Consider the following 20,882-nt stretch of genomic DNA (forward strand, 5'->3'; position numbering starts at 1 on the left):
GCATGAGCGGAAAAGGCATCGGCAAAAAAGGGGAGAAATCCCCTAGATTAACCGTTGTACCTTTTCATACTCATGCCTGATCGAATCAGTAACACGTATGAATCAGTTTGTATGGGTCAAGCGCTGCAGATGAATCGTCAGATAAAGCACTTCCGCTTCGTCGACAGGCTTTTTTAATTGGTTTTGCATTACTTTAATGAGCTTCCAAGCCAGATTATAGCACACGGGGTATTCGGCTTTCAATAGCTCTTGGAGTTTATTTTCATCTCCTAGCGATTCCCCGTGATGGATGCGGTCGATCGCCCGGTGCAAATGTTGAATCAAGCGATGGTAATTCACATTGTCTTTGCTGAGGTCGACTTTCAACCCATCTTCGATCAATTCCGTCAGGCGGGAAATGAGCGCGTGGTCCCGGTTGATGTCACGCAAGGATTTGTCGGTCACGGCGCTATGGATGTGGAGCGCGATAAATCCGATTTCGCCTTCCGGAAACACAATGCCCAGCTGGCGTTCGAACTCTTTCACAACACCCTTTGCCACTTGGTATTCTTTCGGATACAAGGACTCGATTTCGAACAAAAACGAATTCGAGAACTGCATATTCTGCTGGATGCGCTTGATGGCAAAAGACAAATGATCCGTCAATGCGACGTGGATGTGTTCATTCAACTCGGTACCCATCTGTTCCTCGATATATAAGAGCTGGTCGTTGATAAACGCGATGAGGTCTTCATCGATATACGGAATCATGTTGACGTATTGTTCCTTTTCCGCCTCGTCTTTTAACAGGAACGTCTTATCGGCATGATCGAACGAAATGACGTCGCCTTTTTTCCGGTTGAAGCCAAGGCCGTTTCCGATCAAGACGACTTCCTTATAGGCATCATGGCGGGCGATCACCACGTTGTTATTCAAAACTTTCTCGATGGTCAATAGCTGTTCCATGATTTCCTCCATTCCAAAAAAACGCCTCGATGTGTTAAGCATAATTCAAGTTATACAGGAAATGGGGATAAAAAAACAAGCTCGAGATTTGGAATGGGGGGTGTGGTATCGGTTTTGTCCCTGTGCACCACACAATTCGAGCGAGGAGAATGGCGGCGGGAGTGGGTTTGGGTACGGAATCGTCCCTGTGCAAGACACAATTTAAGCAGAAAAAACGTGAAGACCCTCCGAGAATACGGCGGGTCTTCACGTTTTTTAGTATTTCTACATATATTTACAAAATGATAAAGCAAATCACACATTTAATCCGTCCAGAATGCTCTACGATTCTGGGGCTTTCATGTGTCTTTTCACCGGAATTGTGTCTTGCACAGGGACGCACTGGATCAGATATAAACAGAAAAACTCCGTCGTACCAACATTCCCGATCGTGTTCTGGCACTTGAATTGTGTGGTGCACAGGGACGGACAGAAAAGCCGGATGCCCGGTCAGCTGAACATATTAATAGAAGTGATGATGATCGGCATCGCGAATACGTCGATCAGGAAAGCGCCGACAATCGGCACGACAAGATAGGCTTTTTGCGACTGGCCGTATTTCGAGACGATGGCTTCCATATTGGCCATGGCGTTCGGCGTAGCGCCGAGGCCGTGGCCGGTGAATCCGCCAACCATTACGGCTGCGTCGTAATCTTTGCCTAATAGGCGGAACAGGACGAAGATGCCGAATAGGGCGATGAACAAAACTTGTACTACGATGATGATTAGCAGCGGAAGGGCCAGTTCAGCGACTTCCCATAGCTTGATGCTCATGAGCGCCATCGATAGGAAAATGCTTAGGGTGATGTCGCCGATGATGCCGATTGTTTTCATTTCAATGATGTTGTCGTTCATGCGGTCAAGAATATTGCGGACGATGACGGCGACGAACATGGCGCTGACATAGCCCGGCAAGGCGAAGTCTGTGACTGCCGTGAACCATTCGCCGAGGTAAGAGCCGAGCGCCATACAGAAGCCAATGACGAATAACTGAATCATGAAGACGCGCGAAGTGATTGGAGCGGCCATCGATGAAATGGGATTGTTCGGTTTTGATGATGCGAAATCCGGTTCTTCTGTTGATTTCAGATCGTACTTATTAATCAAGTGCTTGACGATCGGGCCGCCGATGAGGCCGCCAGCGACTAATCCGACAGTGGCTGCGGCAAGTCCGATAGATAAAGCACCTTCTACACCCAATTCTTCAATCGTCGTACCGAAGGCAGTGGCAGCACCATGCCCGCCTTCCATGGAGACGGCACCGACCATGACGCCAATCAATGGATCCAAGTTCAAGAGCGAGGCGAGAGAAATGCCGATGGCGCTTTGAACGAGTGCCAAGAAACCACAGGCGAGCCAATAGATGACGAGCAGCTTGCCGCCGAGTTTAACAAGTGCGAAGCTTGCCCCGATCCCGACAGTCGTGAAGAAGGTCAGCATGAACAACCCTTGCAGCGACGTGTCGAGTGTTACTTCCGCAAGCCCCGTAGCTCTAAGGGCAGTGAGCACAAGAGCGACGAGCAGCCCGCCGACGACAGGTGCAGGGATGCAGTATTTCTCCAGGATTTTGATTTTGGAATTCAAATAAGAGCCAATCATGAACACTGCGATGGCGAGGAAGATTGTGGTCACTTGGTTTAATTCGATTAGCATCGTGTCACTCCTTTTCCATTACTTTGTCAGCAAATCCATCCATGGCTTCTGCCACGAGGTAGGCTGCGAGCTTAACGGTCCTGCCATTTTCATCGAGCAGCGGATTCACTTCCGAAATATCAAAGCTCCGTATATTTGCCTTGCGGGTGATATAGCTGATTAAGTTGCGCACGAGCAAGGGATCCAAGCCGAACGGGGCGGGAGCGCTGACACCCGGTGCTGCCTGTGCTGCGATTGAATCGGTGCACAAGGTCAATAACACATAGTCATAGCGATCACAGAATTCGTCGATGACGGTTTTGGTTAAAGGATCGGTCGAGAGATTTTCTGCGAGAATGTATTGGCATCCGAGTTTATCAGCTTGTTTGAATAAAGCTTTCGTATTGCCAAAAGATTGAATGCCAAGTACCAGATAACCTGCATGGACATCATTCTCGAGAATTTGACGGAACATGGTGCCAGAGGAAGGGGCATCGGCTTCGCGTATATCAAAATGGGCGTCAATGTTGATCAAGCCGAGTGTTTTGTCAGGCCCGATAAATTGGCGCATGCCTAGATAATGGCCGTATAAAGTTTCGTGGCCGCCACCGAGAATGATCGGGGAAGCTGACTTTCTCAACAGGTGTTCGACGTGATTGCCGAGTTCCTGTTGTGCTTGTTCAAGGTTTTTGCCCACGCAGACGATATTGCCAGTGTCGGCCAGTTGCTGGTCTTGTTCAAAATGATAAGGCAAGGAAGCAAGGGTTTTGCGAATTTCATCAGGGGCATGTTTCGCGCCGAGCCGTCCTTCATTTCGGCGGACGCCTTCCTCGCATTCAAAGCCGACAATTGCAAGGGCGTGCGGTTTTACATCATCTTCAGGTTCGACGCAGTCGATAGCTTGATGAAAACGAAAACTGTCGAAATCGGTCTCGCTATCGATGCGCCCTTGCCACAACTGGCGCTTTGCTTGTTCGTGCATAGGGAACGCCTCCAAATAAAAAATGTCTGAAAATACAGTGTAATCCAAGTGTAAAAGAGTTATTCTATTATTACTAATACCAAAAATTTATATTTCTATAGTTTGAAACTATAGAGGAGGCAGCTTATGAACATTCGGCATTTAATTTATTTCACGACTTTAATTGAAGAAGGAACTTTCACGAAAGCGGCAAATGTGCTCCATATCGCACAGCCTTCACTCAGCACCGCCATCAAGAACTTAGAACAAGACTTAGGGCTTGTCTTGTTCGACCGCAAACAGCGCGAACTGACACTGACACGGGAAGGCGAAGTCCTGCATGCCGAAGCGAAAAAATTGCTCAACCACATGGGACACGTGAAAGAGGAAATGAAACGGCTCCAACATCAGGGCCCGATGGAGTTATCGATCGGCATGATCGAATCGTCGAAATTCTGGCTGCCAAAAGTACTGAAGACGATGAAGCAGGAATATCCGGAACTTCATATTGAAATCATCGAAGTGTTGGGCCTGCAAGACATCAACAAAGCCATCAAAAACTACGACATTCATTTCGCCATCACCAATCAGCTGATCTCCGAAAAGGAGGTAGAAGTGCAGCCGATCTACCAGGAGAAATTCGTCGCGTTGCTTCCACGGAGCCATGCACTCGAAAAAAACCGAAGCATCTCCGTCAAAGACCTCGACGGTGAAGACTTCATTATTTTTAAGGAAGGCTTTCAAACGCGAGAAGACATCTTGAATATTTTCCGCCAAGGCGGATCGCGGCCGAATATCCAAATCGAAGTAGAGCGCTTCGAAACAGCTTGCAGTTTTGTCGAGGAAGGACTCGGGGTGACCTTTGTGCCGGAGAGCTATCTTCGCGCAGAGCGGGAGAACGGATTCACAGTCAAGCCGATTGAAGAAAGCAACATCGCGAGGACGGTCTATCTTGCCTATGACCGCAGCCGGTATTTACCGCCGGTTGTGATGCGGGCAATGGGGCTTGTGGAGAAGTTTTTTGCGTAGTGTCCCTGTGCATGACACAATTTATGTGCGACGGAAGTTGCTGGAAGTGTTGGCCTGACTGTGTTTTATGTTTATATGTGACCCGATGCGTCCCTGTGCAAGACACAATTCCGTTGAAAAGACACATGAAAGCTCCAGAATCGCAGAGCATTCTGGACGGATGTAATGTGTGATTTTGCTTAATCATTTTGTAAATATATGTAGAAATACTAAAAAACATGAAGACCCTCTATATTCTCGGAGGTCTTCATGTTTTTTCTGCTTCAATTGTGTGGTGCACAGGGGCGAGTTCGAGTATGCGCAACAGAAAAACTCCGCTATATCAACATTCTCAGTCGTTTCCTGATGGTTGAATTGTGTCGTGCACAGGGACAGAGACAGAAATATGCCGGAAGCTCGCGACATCGAACAATCCCCGGTCGGTCAGTTTCAAATGAGGAATGACCGGCAGCGACAGAAATGACAAAGTCAGGAAGGCGTTGAAATGCGTCGGGGCGCCGATCTGAAGCAAGCTTTTATCGATTGTTTTCAGCTGCTCGTACACGGTGGCGAACGGTTCGTCGGACATCAAGCCGGCGATCGGCAGCGACAAACTCGCCAGGACTTGGCCGTTTTGGACGACGGCGAGTCCGCCTTGTAATTCTTGCAGTGCGCGGATAGCCGCCAACATATCTTCGTCATTTGTCCCGACCTCTATTATATTGTGGGAATCGTGCGCTACGGTTGTGGCGATGGCGCCGTTTTGGAGGCCTAGCCCTTTGACAATGCCGAGGCCGATATTGCCGGTCGCCCGGTGGCGTTCGATGACGGCGATTTTCAAATGTCCGCTTGCCGGATTGGAAACAAACATGCCGTCAGCGACTGGCACTTCTTCGATTAAATGCTGGGTGATTAATTTGTTCGGGTTGATGCCGATAACATGGGCGCTCGTATTTGTGCCCATTGGAATTTGCAGCTTGTCTGCGGACAGTTCGGCAATGCGTACTGTCTCCCGGACAGTGGAAGTTTCGCTTTCTTCCTGGACAGACCCTGCGTAGCGCCCGTCTTTTGCTGCCAGTTGTCCGCCTTTATAGACTTCCGCAATCGTGAAGTTTTCCAGATTATCGAGCAGCACGAAATCTGCATCGTAGCCAGGGGCGATGGCGCCTTTTTGGTGCAGCCCGAAACATTGGGCAGCATTCAGGGTCGCCATTGAAATGGCGGTGATGGGATTGATTCCGTAGCGGATCGCTGTACGGACGTTATGGTCGACGCTGCCTTCTTCGATCAGATCATCGAGATGCTTATCATCGGTGCAGAACAAGCAGCGCTGCGCGTTTTGTTCGGTCACGCCTTCAAGAACCGCGTGGAGATCTTTTGCGACTGAGCCTTCGCGCAGCATGACATAAAGGCCGCGTTCGATGCGCGCTGTCATTTCTTCTTTCGTCACACATTCGTGATCCGTCAAAATGCCGGCGGTGCCGTAGACGTTGATGTCGTTATCCGTGAGGCCTGCTGCGTGGCCGTCAATTTGCCGGCTCAGCAGGAGTTTATCGAGCATTGCGTCGTCTCCTTGAAGCACCGCAGGAAAATCCATGACTTCCGCGAGGCCGAGCACCGAATCGCGTCCGACAAAAGGCATCAAGTCTTCAGCGGACAGCCGGGCACCTGCATTTTCAAACGGCGTCGCCGGAACACAGGAAGGCAGCATCATTTTAATATCGAGCATGGCCTGCTGCGCATCTTTCAGCATGAATTCAAGTCCCGCTGTTCCGCTGACATTGGCGATTTCGTGCGGGTCGGTGATGACCGTCGTCACGCCGTGCGGCAGCACGACTTGTGAAAATTGCTGCGGTGTTACCATTGACGATTCGATATGGACATGGGCATCGATCAAGCCGGGTGCGATGAACTTGCCGGTTGCATCGATCTCCTCACTGCCTTCGTAGTCGCCGATTCCGACAATGACGCCATCGCTGATCGCAACGTCTCCAGTCGTCAAGGTTTTCGTGAAGACATTGACGATCGACGCATGGCGGATGACGAGGTCGGCTTTTTGTTCTTTATTGGCGGCGGTGATTCTGTTTTTCAGTTGGGCTTTTTTCATAGCGTTTTTCGCTCCTTTGGCTCGATCGGGAATTGAATGCGAGTTAAGTTTTGCCTTATTCTACAGCAGAGCGAGCGGAAGCTCTAGAGGAAAAGGGAAAAAACTCTGGTGCTGTCCCTGTGCATGACACAATTTCGACCACTGAAAATGCGTGGAGAGTGGAGGGGAGTGTGAAAACGTCCCTGTGCACCGCACAATTCTGCTGTCGACGACACCATTCAGCGAGCTAACTTCTCCAATTTTAAAGTCAGAATCTGGGAACTACCCCAATCCGCATAAAAGGTGGTAACATATCTACAAGAAAAAGATTCAGAGAATTGCCACGGGGATGGGCAGGTCGAGCGTGCCAAGCAAAGAGACAGATGGCGTAAGGGCTCGGAATGGACCAATGAGTTTCAGATGATGGGGGTAAAAATCATGGGAGAAGCGTGCAAAGTTCTGATTGTCGACGACGAGATGTTGATCAGACAGGGGATTATTAATTATATTGCCTGGGAACAAGAGGGCTTTCAAATTGTTGGGGAAGCTTCGAATGGCAAAGAAGCGATGCAATTGATTGCGGAATTTACGCCGCATATCGTCATCACAGACATCGTCATGCCGATCATGGACGGCATCGATTTGGTGAAAGAAGGAAAGACGGAGTTTCCCGACACCGAATTTATCGTGTTGAGCAGCTTTGAAGACTTTGAATACGTTCGGTCGATGTTCCAAAACGGCGTCGCTGATTATATTTTAAAGCCGAAGTTGAACGGTCCTGAGCTGTTGAAAATATTGAACCGCGTCGTGAACCGCATTCCGGGCCTGCAGCATTGCGTTTCGGCGTCGCAGGCGGAACCGACCACAGAAGAGCTAGTGGAAGGCGTGATTCAAGGGTATCATTTGCCTGTCGACCGGGACGGGCTATCCGATGTTTTGCCGAACAGCCATTTCGCTTTACTGGCAATCCGCGGCAAAAACGCCGCTCCGCTCCAGCTGAAAACGGCTTTGGAACGTTCCATGCTGGAAGAATTGCCGATTCTTATCTTGAATTCCAGCGATGCGGATGCGCTGCTGTTGCTGAATTTCCATCCGCATCAGCTGGAAATCGTCAAACAAGCCATCAAACAGCAGGCAGCCCACTCGCCAGACGCGGCGTGGATGATGTGCGAGCCGGTCGATGCCATCGAAGAGTTAAAGAAAGCGCATGACGAAGGATGCGCGAAGATGAAGAAATATGAATTTTATTTGCCAAAAGACAAGCTGTTCCTCTTCGGGGAATTGCCGCTGGAAAATGAAAAACAAGCGAATTTCGATTTGAATCACTTCATTGAGATGTTCAAGGACCGGCTGTTCAATGCCGCGTTCACCTATCTGGAAAACCATGTCGAGTATTTGGCTGGGCGCTACAACAACGATAGCTTTGAGTTCAAATCGTTTTTAGGCAATATCGTCTTCAATACCGTCGTGCTTTTGGATGCCATGAAATACGACACGCAAGAACTCGAACAGAAAAAATACCGCTATTTTTCGACGATTAACGAAGCCGCCGATGTCAATGAAGCGTTGGGCTTGCTCGATGAGTTCCTCGAAGAAGTGAAGCAAATCATTCATTTGGGGGATAAAGCAGGCGAATCCAATAATCTCGAGATGATTCTCGAGTATATCGAACTTCATTACACGGAGCCGCTGCGCTTGTCGGAAATCGCCAACCATTTCCATTTCAACGCGTCGTACCTGTCTTCTTATTTCAGCACGCACCACAAAGAAGGGTTCAGCGAATACTTGAACCGCGTGCGCATCAAGAAATCGATGGAGCTATTGGAAAACAGCACGGTGTCCATCTCGAACATTAGCGGCATGGTCGGCTATTCGGAGCACAGCTATTATTGCAAAGTGTTTAAGCGCATAACCGGGATGTCTCCAGGCAGCTATCGAAAGGAGCTCCAAGTCCGCAATGAACATGAAGAAAAAGGCCTTTCTCATCTTAAGAAATAACAGCTTGTTCATCAAAATGTTCTTGATCATGGTCATCAGCATCGTGGCGGTGTCCCTATTGATCACGTTCAGTTCAATCCGCATGTCGTCCGATCTGTTCATGGACACCTTCAGTATTTCGAACACAAAAGCCTTGGAGCAGATCGAAACCGAGTTCGAGGATTATAGCTTTGCCATTGTGGCGGCAACGAATGAAGTACAAAACAACGGCACCATCAAACGAGTGCTGACGCAAACAAACGCCACGACCCTGGAAACGTACAGCTCTTATCACGATATCAGCGAGCAGATCGAGCGTATTTACCGGACGGTCGAGTCGTACGATGCCAATATGATCGTGCTTGGCAATAACGAGCGCTTGTACAATGTCAATTACTCGAATTGGCCGGTGTCGTGGGAAGCGCTGCGCAACCACCCGATTTCGCAATACACGATCAACCGCCCAAACCGGCTGTTGTATCAATATTTGCCATCCACGTCGTTCGCGGATGAGCCGATGATTGTCGCGACCAAAGCGTTGATGGAGCGGTCGACCGGCGAGATTTACGGCGTCCTGTATTTCCCGATCCGTGAAGCGCAGCTCAAGCAATTTTATGAAGGCTATACGAGCGAGGAAAACGAAGTCATGCTGGTCGATGCTGAAGGGAGAATCGTTTCCGGCAATCAAGAGGCGATGATCGGCCAAGAAGCACCTGAGTTGATGTCTTTGGCAAAAGAAGTGGACGATGAGGGGTTGCAATACAAAGACGTCGAAGTGTTCGGCAAGGATTATATGCTGATGGCGCAATACTTGCCGACTTACAATATGTACTTGGTCAACCTCGTCGACAAAGATGCAGTGCTTGCCAACCTGGTCAATACGAGAGAAATCCTGCTGATCAGCCTCGGCATCGTATTGCTCGCGGTCATAGTCGTGTTCATCATTTCAAGGCGCATGACGAATTCCATCAGCCGTTTGGTCAAGCAAATCTCGACCATGGCAAAACACGATTTCAACGTGCCAGTCGCTGAAACCGGCGGCTACGAAGCGAAAAAAATTGCCAATGCGTTCAACTCGATGCTCAACGAATTGCAGGAATACGTAGATCTTGCGATACAGGCGCAGCAAAAACAGCGCAGTGCCGAATTGATGGCGCTGCAGCACCAGATCAATCCGCATTTCATTTACAATACCTTGGCGTCGATCAAGTTCATGATCCAGCAAGGCAAAAAAGAACAAGCGACCGATATGATCCATGCCTTGATTGCGCTATTGCAAAATGCCCTCAGCAATGTCGAACAGACCATTACCGTCGAGCAGGAAATAGCGGATTTGAAAAACTATGTGCTGATCAACCAATCGCGTTACGGCGACGGCATCAAAGTGAATTTCTTCATTTCGCCGGATTGCCTGGATTGCCAATTGCCAAAATTGATCCTGCAGCCATTTATCGAAAATGCGTTTTTCCATGCGTTTAATGAGAAAAAACAAGGCTTCGTGCAAATCTTGGTGTCCCAAAAAGGCGACAATTTGTTGTGCGAAATCGTCGATAATGGCGATGGCATGGAAATCAAAGGCGACCACACGAAAGAAGACATCAAGGAAAAACGCCATCTGTTCAGCGGCATCGGCATCCGTAACGTCCATGAGCGCATCCAGATGCTTTACGGCGACCAATACGGCGTAGACATCTCGAGCGTCAAAGGCGAAGGCACCAAAGTCAAAGTGGAATTGCCGCTTCAGAAAGTCATGGTGTAAGTTGAATGAATTTTTTAGATTTCTTTGTAAGCGATATTCCGCAAAACAGCTGGCTTTCCTGGGGGCTTGCGCTGAACTAATTCGGGCTAAACGCCCGAATGGATTTCAGCACTTCGCTGATCCCCAAGGAGTCTGCGCTATTTTGCTACATATCTATTCAATAGTTCATCCGAAAGAGCGGAAGGTGGCGACTCCTGCGGAAATAGCACGAGCTGAAGACCCTGGACTGAGCGTAAGCGAGGGAAGCGGCTGAAGCCGTGTCCGCGGAAAGCGCCCACCTGAAGCGATTTTAACATTCTATTTTTCTATCTCTGATTTATTTGTTCGCCAAAAGCCAACGAAATTCCAAGAACCTAACAATAATACAAGAAAAAAGAGAGAAAATTGAAATATCTAAAAATTTTCGGATAGAACACCTAAAGATTGTGCTAACAATCTTTTTTTTTTGACCGCTATACTGTTTACAAGGCGAAAAGTTAAGCGCTTACAAAAAGGGGGATTTCAAATGAAGAAGTTTAATCTTATGTTTTTGGCGGCAGCGAGCATGGCCGCATTAGCAGCTTGTTCTTCTGGGGATGAAGAGGCGAGCGGTGGCAGTGGATCAGAAGGTTCAGCTGACGTAGACGAGATTACGGCGTGGGCTTGGGATCCGGCTTTCAACATTGCAGCTCTTGAAAACGCAAAAGAAGCTTACAATGGCGATGGCGATTACGAAGTGAACATCATTGAAAATGCACAAGACGATATTATCCAAAAACTCAACACGGGCCTCAGCTCAGGGACAACAAACGGCATGCCGAACATTGTCCTGATTGAAGATTACCGTGCACAAAGTTTCTTGCAAGCTTATCCGGATGCTTTCCATCCATTGACGGACGTCATCAATTCTGACGACTTCGCAGATTACAAAATTGCCACGACCAGCTACGACGGCGAGCAATACGGATTGCCGTTCGACTCAGGCGTAGCGGCTCTCTATGTCCGTACAGACTATTTGGAAGAAGCCGGCTACTCAGTTGAAGACGTAACGGACATCACATGGCAGGAATACATCGAGATCGGGAAAGACGTCAAAGAAGCAACAGGCAAGAACATGCTGACTTTGGATCCGAACGATTTGGCGCAAGTGCGCATGATGATCCAGACAAACGGATCTTGGTATGTAGAAGAGGATGGTTCGACACCGAACATCGCCGGAAACGAAACACTTGAAGCCGGTTTTGAAACATACAAAGAAATGATGGATGCGGACATCGCGAAAATCGTTTCTGACTGGAGCCAATTTGTCGGCGCGTTCAACAGTGGCGAAGTAGCCAGTGTGCCAACAGGAAACTGGATCACGCCAAGCGTCAAGCAAGCAGCTGATCAATCCGGCAAGTGGGCAGTCGTTCCAATGCCTCGCTTGGATATGGAAGGTGCAGTTAACGCATCCAACCTAGGCGGCAGCTCATGGTACGTCTTGAACGTGGACGGCAAAGAACAAGCAGCAGATTTCCTATTGAATACATTCGGTTCAAATCCTGAGTTGTACCAAACACTTGTAGAAGATATCGGCGCTCTTGGGACTTATTCACCGGCAGCTGAAGGAGATGCATACGCAGTGGAAGACGAATTCTTCGGCGGGCAGCAGCTTCTCACAGACCTTTCTACATGGACAGACGAAATTCCAGCAGTCAACTATGGCCTTCACACATATGCGATCGAAGACATCCTGGTCACTGGAATGCAAGATTATTTGAACGGCGCAGAACTGGATACAGTACTTGAAAATGTCCAAGGGCAAGCTGAAGCACAACTCAAATAATTGATCGGAAATAAATGAAGCCTTGAGTTGACGCCGACGAACTGGTAGAAGTGCTTTATCACTTACCAGTTGGGCACAGCTCAAGGTTTTTTTATAGGAGGAATGAGAAGCATGAGCCAGCTAGGAACAAAAAAAGCCGAAGTGGATCTCCCCGTTCGTACGAAATATGAAGAGAGCAGGCGCCAAAAAACCGGTGTCTTTTTCAAGAAAAAAGTGGGTTGGCTGTTTATCATTATCTCAATCCTTGCCATCACCATTTTCAACTTTTACCCGATGGTTCAAGCGTTCCTGTTGTCTTTCCAATCCGGAATGGGCGCGAACCTGGAATATGTAGGCCTTGATAACTGGCGCCGCCTGTTCGGCGACCCAACCTTTATCGCCGCATTGACCAATACAACGATCTACTTGTTGATCCAAGTGCCGTTGATGATCATCTTGGCATTATTCTTCTCCGTATTACTGAATGACCCGAAACTGAAGTTCAAAAGTTTCTTCAGGATTGCCATTTTCCTGCCGTGTGTCACTTCACTCGTTGCCTATTCAGTCGTCTTTAAGTACTTGTTTGGCATTGATGGCATCATCAACCAATTTTTGCTGAATTTTGGCTTTATCTCCGAAACGGTCAATTTCTTGGCTGATCCGTTTTGGGCAAAAGTCGTCATCATTTTGGCCATCACATGGAGATGGACGGGCTATAACATGATTTTCTATTTGGCGGCATTGCAAAACGTCGACAAATCCATTTACGAAGCTGCCCGAATTGATGGGGCCAGCTCGCTCCAGCAGTTTTTCCAAATTACGGTCCCGATGCTTAAGCCGATCATTTTGTTCACATCCATCACATCGACGATCGGTACATTGCAAATCTTCGATGAAATCGTCAACATCACAAACGGCGGACCGGGGAATGCGACCATTTCGATTTCGCAATACATTTACAACTTGTCCTTTGAATACACGCCTGACTTTGGCTACGCATCAACCGTTTCCTACGTCATCGTAATTCTCGTAGTAATCCTTTCAATTATCCAATTCAGAGTGGCGGGTGAGAAAAAATGAACAGATTAAAACGAATCTTCATCTACACGTTTCTCAGTGTCGCAGCGATTGTTTCCATTTTCCCATTCCTATGGATGCTCACCAGCATCACCAATAAATCGGTCGATGTCACGCAAGGACGTTTGCTTCCGGGAACGCATTTGATCGAAAACTTTAAAACGCTTTTTGCGACTGTCGACATAGTGCCAGCGTTAATCAACTCATCCATTATCGCGATCATCACGACGATTTTAACGCTTCTCTTGGCATCGCTTGCCGGTTACGGGTTTGAGATTCACCGCAGCAAAGGAAAAGACATCGTCTTTACGATCTTGTTGTTGTCGATGATGATTCCGTTTGCGGCGATCATGGTGCCGCTGTACCGCATGTTCGGCAGCATCAGTGAAACGGCGCCGCTTATCGGCATCGACTCGCTTGGCGCGGTCATTTTGCCGACAGCGACTACGGCGTTCTTCATCTTCTTTTTCCGCCAAAACACCAAGATGTTTCCGAAAGATTTGGTGGAAGCGGGCCGAATCGATGGTTTGAGTGAGATCGGCGTCTTTTTCCGGATCTACATGCCAACGATGAAAACGACTTACGCAGCTGCGGCAATCATCGCTTTCATGAACAGCTGGAACAACTACTTATGGCCATTGGTCATTTTGCAGTCGCCGGAAAAACGGACGATTCCGCTGCTGATTTCCAATCTCGGCTCGAGCTACTCGCCAGACTATGGCGTCATCATGTCAGCGATCGTCATCGCAACATTGCCGACAGCGCTCGTATTCTTCCTCATGCAGAAGCACTTTGTTGCAGGCATGATGGGCTCGGTTAAGGGTTAAATGAAAGTTAGTTTAAGGGGACATGTCACTAGTTAAAGACTTGTTGAATTAAACGCCGCTTCGGCCGCTTTGGGCATGGCTCCCGCAAGAAGCCAGGAAAACCACCTGTCTTCTTGCTTCGCCTAGCCCGTGGACGCGCCGGCGCTAATGAATGCATTAAAAAAGCAACTCTACTTTTCAACTACTGCTAATTCAGATATGGAACAAGATAGCGTAGACTCTGCAAACCCGTGACGTCATTCCGCGCCAGCTGCATGATTTATATCTTGTTGCCGCGAAAACGTAGCTGCTTTGCGGAATATCAACACAACTTCTAAAAGTTCAAGTAGGAGGTAAATTGTGCCGATTTTATATAACGACGCCACACGTGAGTTTCATCTGCAAACCGAGAAGACCAGCTATATTTTCAGCATCCTGAAAAATGAACAGCTTGGCCAGTTGTATTACGGCAAAAAACTGCGCCACCGGAACTCGTTCGAGCGTTTGTTTCATATCGAGGAAATGCCGAATACCGCTTGCGTCTATGAAGGCGATTTGGTGTTCTCGCTCGATATTCTCAAACAGGAATATCCGGCATACGGAACGACGGATTTCCGCGAGCCGGCATACCAAGTGCTGCAACAAGGCGGCAGCCGCATTACAAATTTCGTCTATCAAAATCACACCATCCATCAAGGGAAAAACCAGCTCGCTGGCTTGCCCGCGACATATGTCGAGCATGACGAGGAAGCGACTACCTTGGAAATTTCGTTGTATGACGAAGCGATCGATGTGGAGATCCAGCTATCCTATAGCGTATTTGAACAACTGAACGCCATCACCCGCTCCGTCCGCTTTATCAATCACGGCCAAGGAGACGTCAATTTGACGAGAGCAATGAGTGCGAGCATCGATTTGCCGGATTCGGATTTCGAGATGGTTCAGTTGTCGGGTGCGTGGGTCAGGGAGCGCCATGTCCACAATCGCAAATTGGTGCCAGGCCTTCAAAGCATCAGCAGCACAAGGGGCACGAGTAGCGCCCATCAAAATCCATTTTTGGCATTGAAGCGCCCGTCGACTACCGAGCATCACGGCGAAGTGTACGGCGTGAGTTTGGTGTACAGCGGCAATTTCCTGGCTCAAGTCGAAGTCGACCATTACGACGTGACGCGATTGATGATCGGTATCAACCCATTTGATTTTAATTGGCTGTTGGAAAGCGGCGAAAGTTTCCAGGCACCGGAAGTGGTCATGGTCTATTCGCCGGATGGCTTGAATGATATGAGCCAGACCTATCACAAGCTGTACCGTAGCCGTTTGGCGCGCGGAACATGGCGCGACCGGGAACGCCCGGTATTGATCAACAACTGGGAAGCGACGTATTTTGATTTTGATGAAACGAAAATTTTGGAACTCGCGAAGTCTTCCAAGGAATTGGGCGTGGAGTTGTTCGTCTTGGACGACGGCTGGTTCGGCAAGCGCGATGCGGACACGACGTCTCTCGGTGACTGGTTTGAAGACAAGCGCAAATTACCGAGCGGCCTCAGTCAATTGGCGAAAAACATTGCCGATTTGGAAATGAAATTCGGTTTGTGGTTCGAACCGGAAATGGTGTCAAAGGCAAGCGAATTGTACAAAGAGCATCCGGACTGGATCCTTCATGTGCCGAATCGCAAAAGCTCGCATGGCCGCAATCAACTCGTGTTGGATTTCTCCCGCCAGGAAGTGGTGGATTATATCTACGGTTTGGTAGCTGGCGTACTGCGGGATGCGCCGATTTCCTATGTGAAATGGGACATGAACCGCTATATGACAGAAGTGGGTTCATTGGAATTGCCGGCGAACCGCCAGCGGGAAGTCGCACACCGCTATATTCTTGGCGTGTATTCCTTGTACGAACGATTGACTTCGGAATTTCCGGATGTCCTGTTCGAATCCTGTGCAGGAGGCGGCAGCCGCTTCGACCCAGGAATGCTCTATTACGCGCCGCAAGGGTGGACGAGTGATGACACCGATGCGGTCGAGCGCTTGAAGATCCAATACGGCACGTCGATGGTCTATCCGATCAGTTCGATGGGCGCGCATGTTTCAGCGGTACCGAATCATCAAGTGGGACGCATCACGAGCTTGAAGACACGGGCGGATGTCGCGTATTTCGGCGCATTCGGCTACGAACTCGATGTCACGAAGATGAACGATGATGACAAAGTTGTTGTTGCCGAGCAAATCGCTTTCTATAAAGAAAACCGTTCGCTCATTCAACAAGGCCAATTTTATCGGCTGGCCAGCCCGTTTGCAGAAGACGGCAACGTGACAAGCTGGATGGTGGTATCAGATGATCAGAGCGAAGCGATATTCGGCTATTACCAAGTCCTTGCCAAACCGAACCCAGGATATGCACGCGCATTCTTCAAAGGGCTCAACCCCGAATTCGAATACACCATCGATGGGATCGACGATACGTTTTACGGGGATGAATTGATGGGAGCAGGCGTGCAGCTCAACCGCTATCGCCAAAACCAACATCCTTCTGATTTTTCTTCTATTATTTATAAATTAACGCGAGTGTAACTGAACAGTTCCGCAAAGTTAAACGCCTTGCGGAATCTTACATAGGAGGCGTCGATGTGCTGACTGCTAAAAATGGATCGTTTTATTTTGAAGGAGAACCATTCCAAATATTGTCAGGTGGCATGCATTATTTCCGCACCGTGCCTGAACAATGGGAAGACCGCTTGCAGAAACTGAAAGCGCTCGGGCTGAACACAGTCGAAACTTATATCCCGTGGAATTTCCATGAACCGAAAAAAGGCCAATTCCACTTTTCTGGAATGGCGAATATCGAAGCCTTTATCGAGCTGGCACATCGCTTAGGGCTGTATGTCATCCTGCGCCCGGCGCCATATATTTGTGCGGAGTGGGAAATGGGCGGCTTGCCGTCCTGGCTGATGGCAGACAAAAACTTGGTGTTGCGAAGCAGCGATCCGGCTTTTCTTGGGCATGTGGAAGATTATTTCGCGGAGTTGCTGCCGAAATTCAAAAAGCATCTATATCAAAACGGTGGCCCGGTCATCGCCATGCAGATCGAAAATGAATACGGCGCATATGGCAACGATTCAGCCTACCTTGATTTCTTTAAAGCACAATACGAACAGCACGGGCTCGATACCTTCTTGTTCACCTCAGACGGCCCGGACTTTATCACGCAAGGCTCGATGCCAGATGTGACGACGACCTTGAACTTCGGGTCGCGTGTGGAAGAGTCGTTCCAAGCACTTGATGCCTTCAAGCCGGATTCACCGAAAATGGTCACCGAATTTTGGATCGGCTGGTTTGATTATTGGTCAGGAGAGCATACCGTGCGGAGCGGGGACGACGTCGCTTCGGTTTTCAAGGAAATCATGGAAAAGAACATTTCCGTCAATTTCTATATGTTCCACGGCGGAACGAACTTCGGCTTCATGAACGGCGCCAATCACTACGATGTCTATTACCCGACGATCACCAGCTACGATTACGATAGCTTGCTGACAGAAGGCGGCGCGATCACCGAGAAATACAAGGCGGTCAAAAAAGTCTTGAGTGAGTACCGGGAAGTACCTGCTGATTTTGAGGAGAGCGTTTCTGCGAAAGCCTACGGAACTGTCACGCTGGCAGAATCGGCGAGCTTGTTCGATGTGTTGGAAACGATCAGCGACAAGGTCGAGCATATTGTGCCGCGGTCCATGGAAGATATCGGCCAGGCTTACGGCTACACGCTGTACCGGACGACCGTCAATCGGCTGGGTGAATTGAAAGTCAGCTCAAAAGACATCCGTGACCGCGGGTTTATTTACATCAACGGCCGCCATGTCGCAACGACATATATCAACGACGAGGAAAAAATGCTGAAACTGGATTTCCCGGAAGCGGTAAATACGCTCGAGATTCTCGTGGAAAATATGGGGCGTGCCAATTACGGAGAGCATTTGACGGACCCGAAAGGCTTGGTCAACAATTTATGGCTCGGCGAACAGTATTTCTTCCACTGGGACATGTTCAAAGTGGAGCTCGAACAGTTGCCGGAAAGCTACGGAGCGGGAGAAAACTCACGCTTCCCGAAATTCTTCCGCGGCTCGTTTGATGCCGAAGAAGGCTTGGACACGTACGTCGACACGCAAGGATTCACGAAAGGCAATGTCTTCATTAACGGCTTTAACCTCGGCCGCTACTGGAACACCGCCGGGCCGCAGCAACGATTGTACTTGCCAGGCCCATTATTGAAAAAACAACACAACGAAATCGTCGTTTTGGAACTGGAACAGACAACAACGGATCAAATCCAATTGCTGGATGAGCCGAAGCTTGACTGAAAACTAATGCTAAGAAGATGTTGTCCGTTTTTCCCTAATTTATAAGATATGGAGCGAAACAGCGTAGAAAACCGTACTGCTCAATAATGCTGCGCATTACATCGCAAAAGAAACTGCTCCCACAGCGCTGCGCACTGCGTCGCAAAGGATTGACCTTGCAAGCTTCGGTCAACACCTTTCCCGCGGGAAAGCGAAGTGCCGAAATCCACTTGGGCGTCTAAGCCCAAGTTAGTTCGGTGCAAGCCCGCAGGAAATGAATAAGCGAAGGGAAGCTGAGTTTATTCATTTGCGATGCTCGAACATAGTGAGAGTTGAGCAAAGTGTTTTAAGAAGCTGCTTCGCGGAATATCGATGGTGAAAATTCTTGGTTCAACATACATAGAAGGGATGGAATCAAATGATCAACGATAAATTGCCGAAGATTTGGCACGGCGGGGACTATAACCCGGAACAATGGGATTCACAAGAAATCTGGGACGAAGATGTGCGCATGTTCAAGCTTGCTGGCATCGACGTCGCTACGTTAAACGTCTTTTCATGGGCGCTCAATCAGCCGAACGAAGACACATACAACTTCGACTGGCTCGATGACAAAATCAACCGCTTGTACGAAAACGGCATTTATACATGCCTCGCTACAAGCACGGCAGCGCATCCTGCGTGGATGGCGAAAAAATATCCGGACGTCTTGCGCGTTGATTTCTACGGCAGAAAACGCAAATTCGGCAGCCGCCACAACTCGTGCCCGAATAGCCCGACTTACCGCGAATATTCCGAGAAAATCGCCGACAAACTAGCCGAGCGCTACAAAGACCATCCTGCGGTCTTGATTTGGCATGTGTCGAACGAATACGGCGGCTATTGCTATTGTGATAATTGCCAGGATGCTTTCCGCGTTTGGCTGAGCGATAAATATGGCACGCTTGAAAAGCTCAACAAAGCTTGGAACACTGGATTCTGGGGCCACACATTCTACGAATGGGACGAAATCGTCGCGCCGAATATCCTCAGCGAAGAGCGTGAAGACAACGTTTCAGACTTCCAAGGGATTTCTCTTGATTACCGCCGCTTCCAGTCGGACAGCCTGCTTGATTGCTATAAGCTCGAATACAACGCAATCCGCAAGCATACGCCAAACATCCCGATCACGACGAATTTGATGGGCACGTATCCGATGCTCGATTATTTCAAATGGGCAAAAGAAATGGACGTTGTGTCGTGGGATAACTACCCGGCGATCGATACGCCGTTTAGCTATACGGCGATGACGCACGATTTGATGCGCGGTTTGAAGAGCGGGCAGCCGTTCATGCTGATGGAGCAGACGCCGAGCCAGCAAAACTGGCAGCCGTACAACTCCTTGAAGCGCCCGGGCGTCATGCGCTTGTGGAGCTACCAGGCAATCGGCCGCGGGGCGGATACGATCCTTTATTTCCAACTGCGTCGTTCAGTCGGAGCATGCGAGAAATACCACGGCGCAGTCATTGAACACGTGGGACATGAAAATACGCGCGTCTTTAACGAAGTGGCGCAAATCGGCAGTGAGTTCAACCAGTTGGGCGATACTTTGCTCGATGCGCGGGTCAACGCCAAAGTCGCAATCGTCTTTGATTGGGAAAACCGCTGGGCGACAGAACTGTCGAGCGGACCGTCCGTGTCGCTGGATTATGTCAATGAAGTCCATAAATACTACGACGCGCTGTATAAATTAAACGTCCAAGTCGACATGGTCGGCGTCGAAGAAGACTTGAGCCAATACGATGTCGTCATCGCGCCGGTCTTGTATATGGTGAAAGAAGGCTACGCAGCAAAAGTCGAGCGTTTCGTCGAAAACGGCGGCACGTTCATCACGACGTTCTTCAGCGGCATCGTCAACGAAACCGATATCGTCACACTCGGCGGCTACCCGGGCGAATTGCGCAAAGTGCTCGGCATTTGGGCAGAGGAAATCGACGCGCTGCATCCGGACGAAACGAATGAAATCGTCGTGAACGGATCACGTGGAAGCTTAAGCGGCAGTTATTCCTGCAATTTGCTGTTCGACTTGATCCACACAGAAGGCGCGCAAGCAGTCGCTGAATACGGCTCTGATTTCTACCAGGGCATGCCGGTCCTCACCGTCAATGAGTTCGGAAAAGGAAAAGCCTGGTATGTGGCCTCGAGCCCAGACGCAGAGTTCTTGGTCGATTTCCTGCAAACCGTATGCGAAGAAGCAGGCGTCGAGCCCTTGCTTTCTGTTCCGCAAGGCGTCGAAACGACCGAACGCGTCAAAGACGGCCAGACCTATTTGTTCGTATTGAATCACAACAACAAAGCAGAATCGATCGACTTGAAAGACAGCCAGTATAAAGAACTGCTGACTGCACAGCAATTGAGCGGGAGAGTGGAACTCGAAGCAAAAGGCGTCTTCATTTTAGCGAAAGTATAAGAACATATAATAGAAACAATCAAAAACCC

13 protein-coding genes are annotated in these 20,882 nt (G+C 49.0%); 9 read left to right on the forward strand and 4 right to left on the reverse strand.

The window, feature by feature from the left end; all coding sequences use genetic code 11:
• Positions 1-102: 102 nt before the first annotated feature.
• The 3 genes from glcT to hutG form a co-directional block, all read right to left on the reverse strand.
• The gene (gene glcT / locus AUC31_RS01980; RefSeq protein WP_058381624.1) at positions 103-945 is read right to left on the reverse strand and encodes a glucose PTS transporter transcription antiterminator GlcT; all 843 of its coding nucleotides are present in this window, start codon (positions 943-945) and stop codon (positions 103-105) included.
• 489 nt (positions 946-1,434) lie between these two features.
• Positions 1,435-2,637: a sodium/glutamate symporter gene (gene gltS / locus AUC31_RS01985; protein ID WP_058381623.1), complete on the reverse strand. Its 1,203-nt coding sequence runs from the start codon at positions 2,635-2,637 to the stop codon at positions 1,435-1,437.
• 4 nt (positions 2,638-2,641) lie between these two features.
• Positions 2,642-3,598 carry a formimidoylglutamase gene (hutG, locus tag AUC31_RS01990; protein WP_058381622.1) on the reverse strand — a complete coding sequence of 319 codons (957 nt, stop codon included), beginning with the start codon at positions 3,596-3,598 and terminating at the stop codon, positions 2,642-2,644.
• A 126-nt stretch (positions 3,599-3,724) separates the two neighbouring features.
• Between hutG and AUC31_RS01995 the strand changes: the two genes are divergently transcribed.
• The gene (locus tag AUC31_RS01995) at positions 3,725-4,606 is read left to right on the forward strand and encodes a LysR family transcriptional regulator (RefSeq protein WP_058381621.1); all 882 of its coding nucleotides are present in this window, start codon (positions 3,725-3,727) and stop codon (positions 4,604-4,606) included.
• Between the two features lie 331 nt (positions 4,607-4,937).
• On the opposite strand, the gene ade is transcribed toward AUC31_RS01995, so the two are convergent.
• The gene (gene ade / locus AUC31_RS02000; RefSeq protein ID WP_058381620.1) at positions 4,938-6,692 is read right to left on the reverse strand and encodes an adenine deaminase; all 1,755 of its coding nucleotides are present in this window, start codon (positions 6,690-6,692) and stop codon (positions 4,938-4,940) included.
• A gap of 417 nt (positions 6,693-7,109) precedes the next feature.
• Here ade and AUC31_RS02005 point away from each other — a divergent pair, with 417 nt between their 5' ends.
• The 8 genes from AUC31_RS02005 to AUC31_RS02040 all read left to right on the forward strand — a co-directional run bounded on the left by AUC31_RS02005 (position 7,110) and on the right by AUC31_RS02040 (position 20,853).
• Positions 7,110-8,669 carry a response regulator transcription factor gene (locus tag AUC31_RS02005; RefSeq protein WP_058381619.1) on the forward strand — a complete coding sequence of 520 codons (1,560 nt, stop codon included), beginning with the start codon at positions 7,110-7,112 and terminating at the stop codon, positions 8,667-8,669.
• On the forward strand, positions 8,629-10,407 hold the full coding sequence (locus AUC31_RS02010) for a sensor histidine kinase (protein ID WP_058381618.1): 1,779 nt from the start codon (positions 8,629-8,631) through the stop codon (positions 10,405-10,407). Before AUC31_RS02005 ends, AUC31_RS02010 begins: the two co-directional genes overlap by 41 nt.
• 505 nt (positions 10,408-10,912) lie before the next feature.
• A complete protein-coding gene (locus AUC31_RS02015) occupies positions 10,913-12,211 on the forward strand; it encodes an ABC transporter substrate-binding protein (protein ID WP_058381617.1) in 1,299 nt (432 codons plus the stop codon).
• 111 nt (positions 12,212-12,322) lie between these two features.
• Positions 12,323-13,270 carry a carbohydrate ABC transporter permease gene (locus tag AUC31_RS02020; RefSeq protein ID WP_058381616.1) on the forward strand — a complete coding sequence of 316 codons (948 nt, stop codon included), beginning with the start codon at positions 12,323-12,325 and terminating at the stop codon, positions 13,268-13,270.
• A complete protein-coding gene (locus tag AUC31_RS02025; RefSeq protein ID WP_058381615.1) occupies positions 13,267-14,094 on the forward strand; it encodes a carbohydrate ABC transporter permease in 828 nt (275 codons plus the stop codon). The genes AUC31_RS02020 and AUC31_RS02025 overlap by 4 nt, the downstream gene beginning before the upstream one ends.
• Before the next feature lie 339 nt (positions 14,095-14,433).
• Positions 14,434-16,644 (forward strand): alpha-galactosidase, encoded by a 2,211-nt coding sequence (locus AUC31_RS02030; RefSeq protein WP_058381614.1) that lies wholly within the window; start codon positions 14,434-14,436, stop codon positions 16,642-16,644.
• 56 nt (positions 16,645-16,700) lie between these two features.
• Positions 16,701-18,425 carry a glycoside hydrolase family 35 protein gene (locus AUC31_RS02035; protein ID WP_058381613.1) on the forward strand — a complete coding sequence of 575 codons (1,725 nt, stop codon included), beginning with the start codon at positions 16,701-16,703 and terminating at the stop codon, positions 18,423-18,425.
• A gap of 397 nt (positions 18,426-18,822) precedes the next feature.
• A complete protein-coding gene (locus tag AUC31_RS02040) occupies positions 18,823-20,853 on the forward strand; it encodes a beta-galactosidase (RefSeq protein ID WP_058381612.1) in 2,031 nt (676 codons plus the stop codon).
• Positions 20,854-20,882: the final 29 nt, after the last annotated feature.

Source organism: Planococcus rifietoensis (assembly GCF_001465795.2).
GTDB lineage: Bacteria > Bacillota > Bacilli > Bacillales_A > Planococcaceae > Planococcus > Planococcus rifietoensis.

Coding starts and splice junctions, on each gene's coding strand:
- glcT (WP_058381624.1), bottom strand. CDS start 945: ATGGAACAGCTATTGACCATCGAGAAAGTTTTGAATAACAACGTGGTG.
- gltS (WP_058381623.1), bottom strand. CDS start 2,637: ATGCTAATCGAATTAAACCAAGTGACCACAATCTTCCTCGCCATCGCA.
- hutG (WP_058381622.1), bottom strand. CDS start 3,598: ATGCACGAACAAGCAAAGCGCCAGTTGTGGCAAGGGCGCATCGATAGC.
- AUC31_RS01995 (WP_058381621.1), top strand. CDS start 3,725: ATGAACATTCGGCATTTAATTTATTTCACGACTTTAATTGAAGAAGGA.
- ade (WP_058381620.1), bottom strand. CDS start 6,692: ATGAAAAAAGCCCAACTGAAAAACAGAATCACCGCCGCCAATAAAGAA.
- AUC31_RS02005 (WP_058381619.1), top strand. CDS start 7,110: ATGGGAGAAGCGTGCAAAGTTCTGATTGTCGACGACGAGATGTTGATC.
- AUC31_RS02010 (WP_058381618.1), top strand. CDS start 8,629: ATGAACATGAAGAAAAAGGCCTTTCTCATCTTAAGAAATAACAGCTTG.
- AUC31_RS02015 (WP_058381617.1), top strand. CDS start 10,913: ATGAAGAAGTTTAATCTTATGTTTTTGGCGGCAGCGAGCATGGCCGCA.
- AUC31_RS02020 (WP_058381616.1), top strand. CDS start 12,323: ATGAGCCAGCTAGGAACAAAAAAAGCCGAAGTGGATCTCCCCGTTCGT.
- AUC31_RS02025 (WP_058381615.1), top strand. CDS start 13,267: ATGAACAGATTAAAACGAATCTTCATCTACACGTTTCTCAGTGTCGCA.
- AUC31_RS02040 (WP_058381612.1), top strand. CDS start 18,823: ATGATCAACGATAAATTGCCGAAGATTTGGCACGGCGGGGACTATAAC.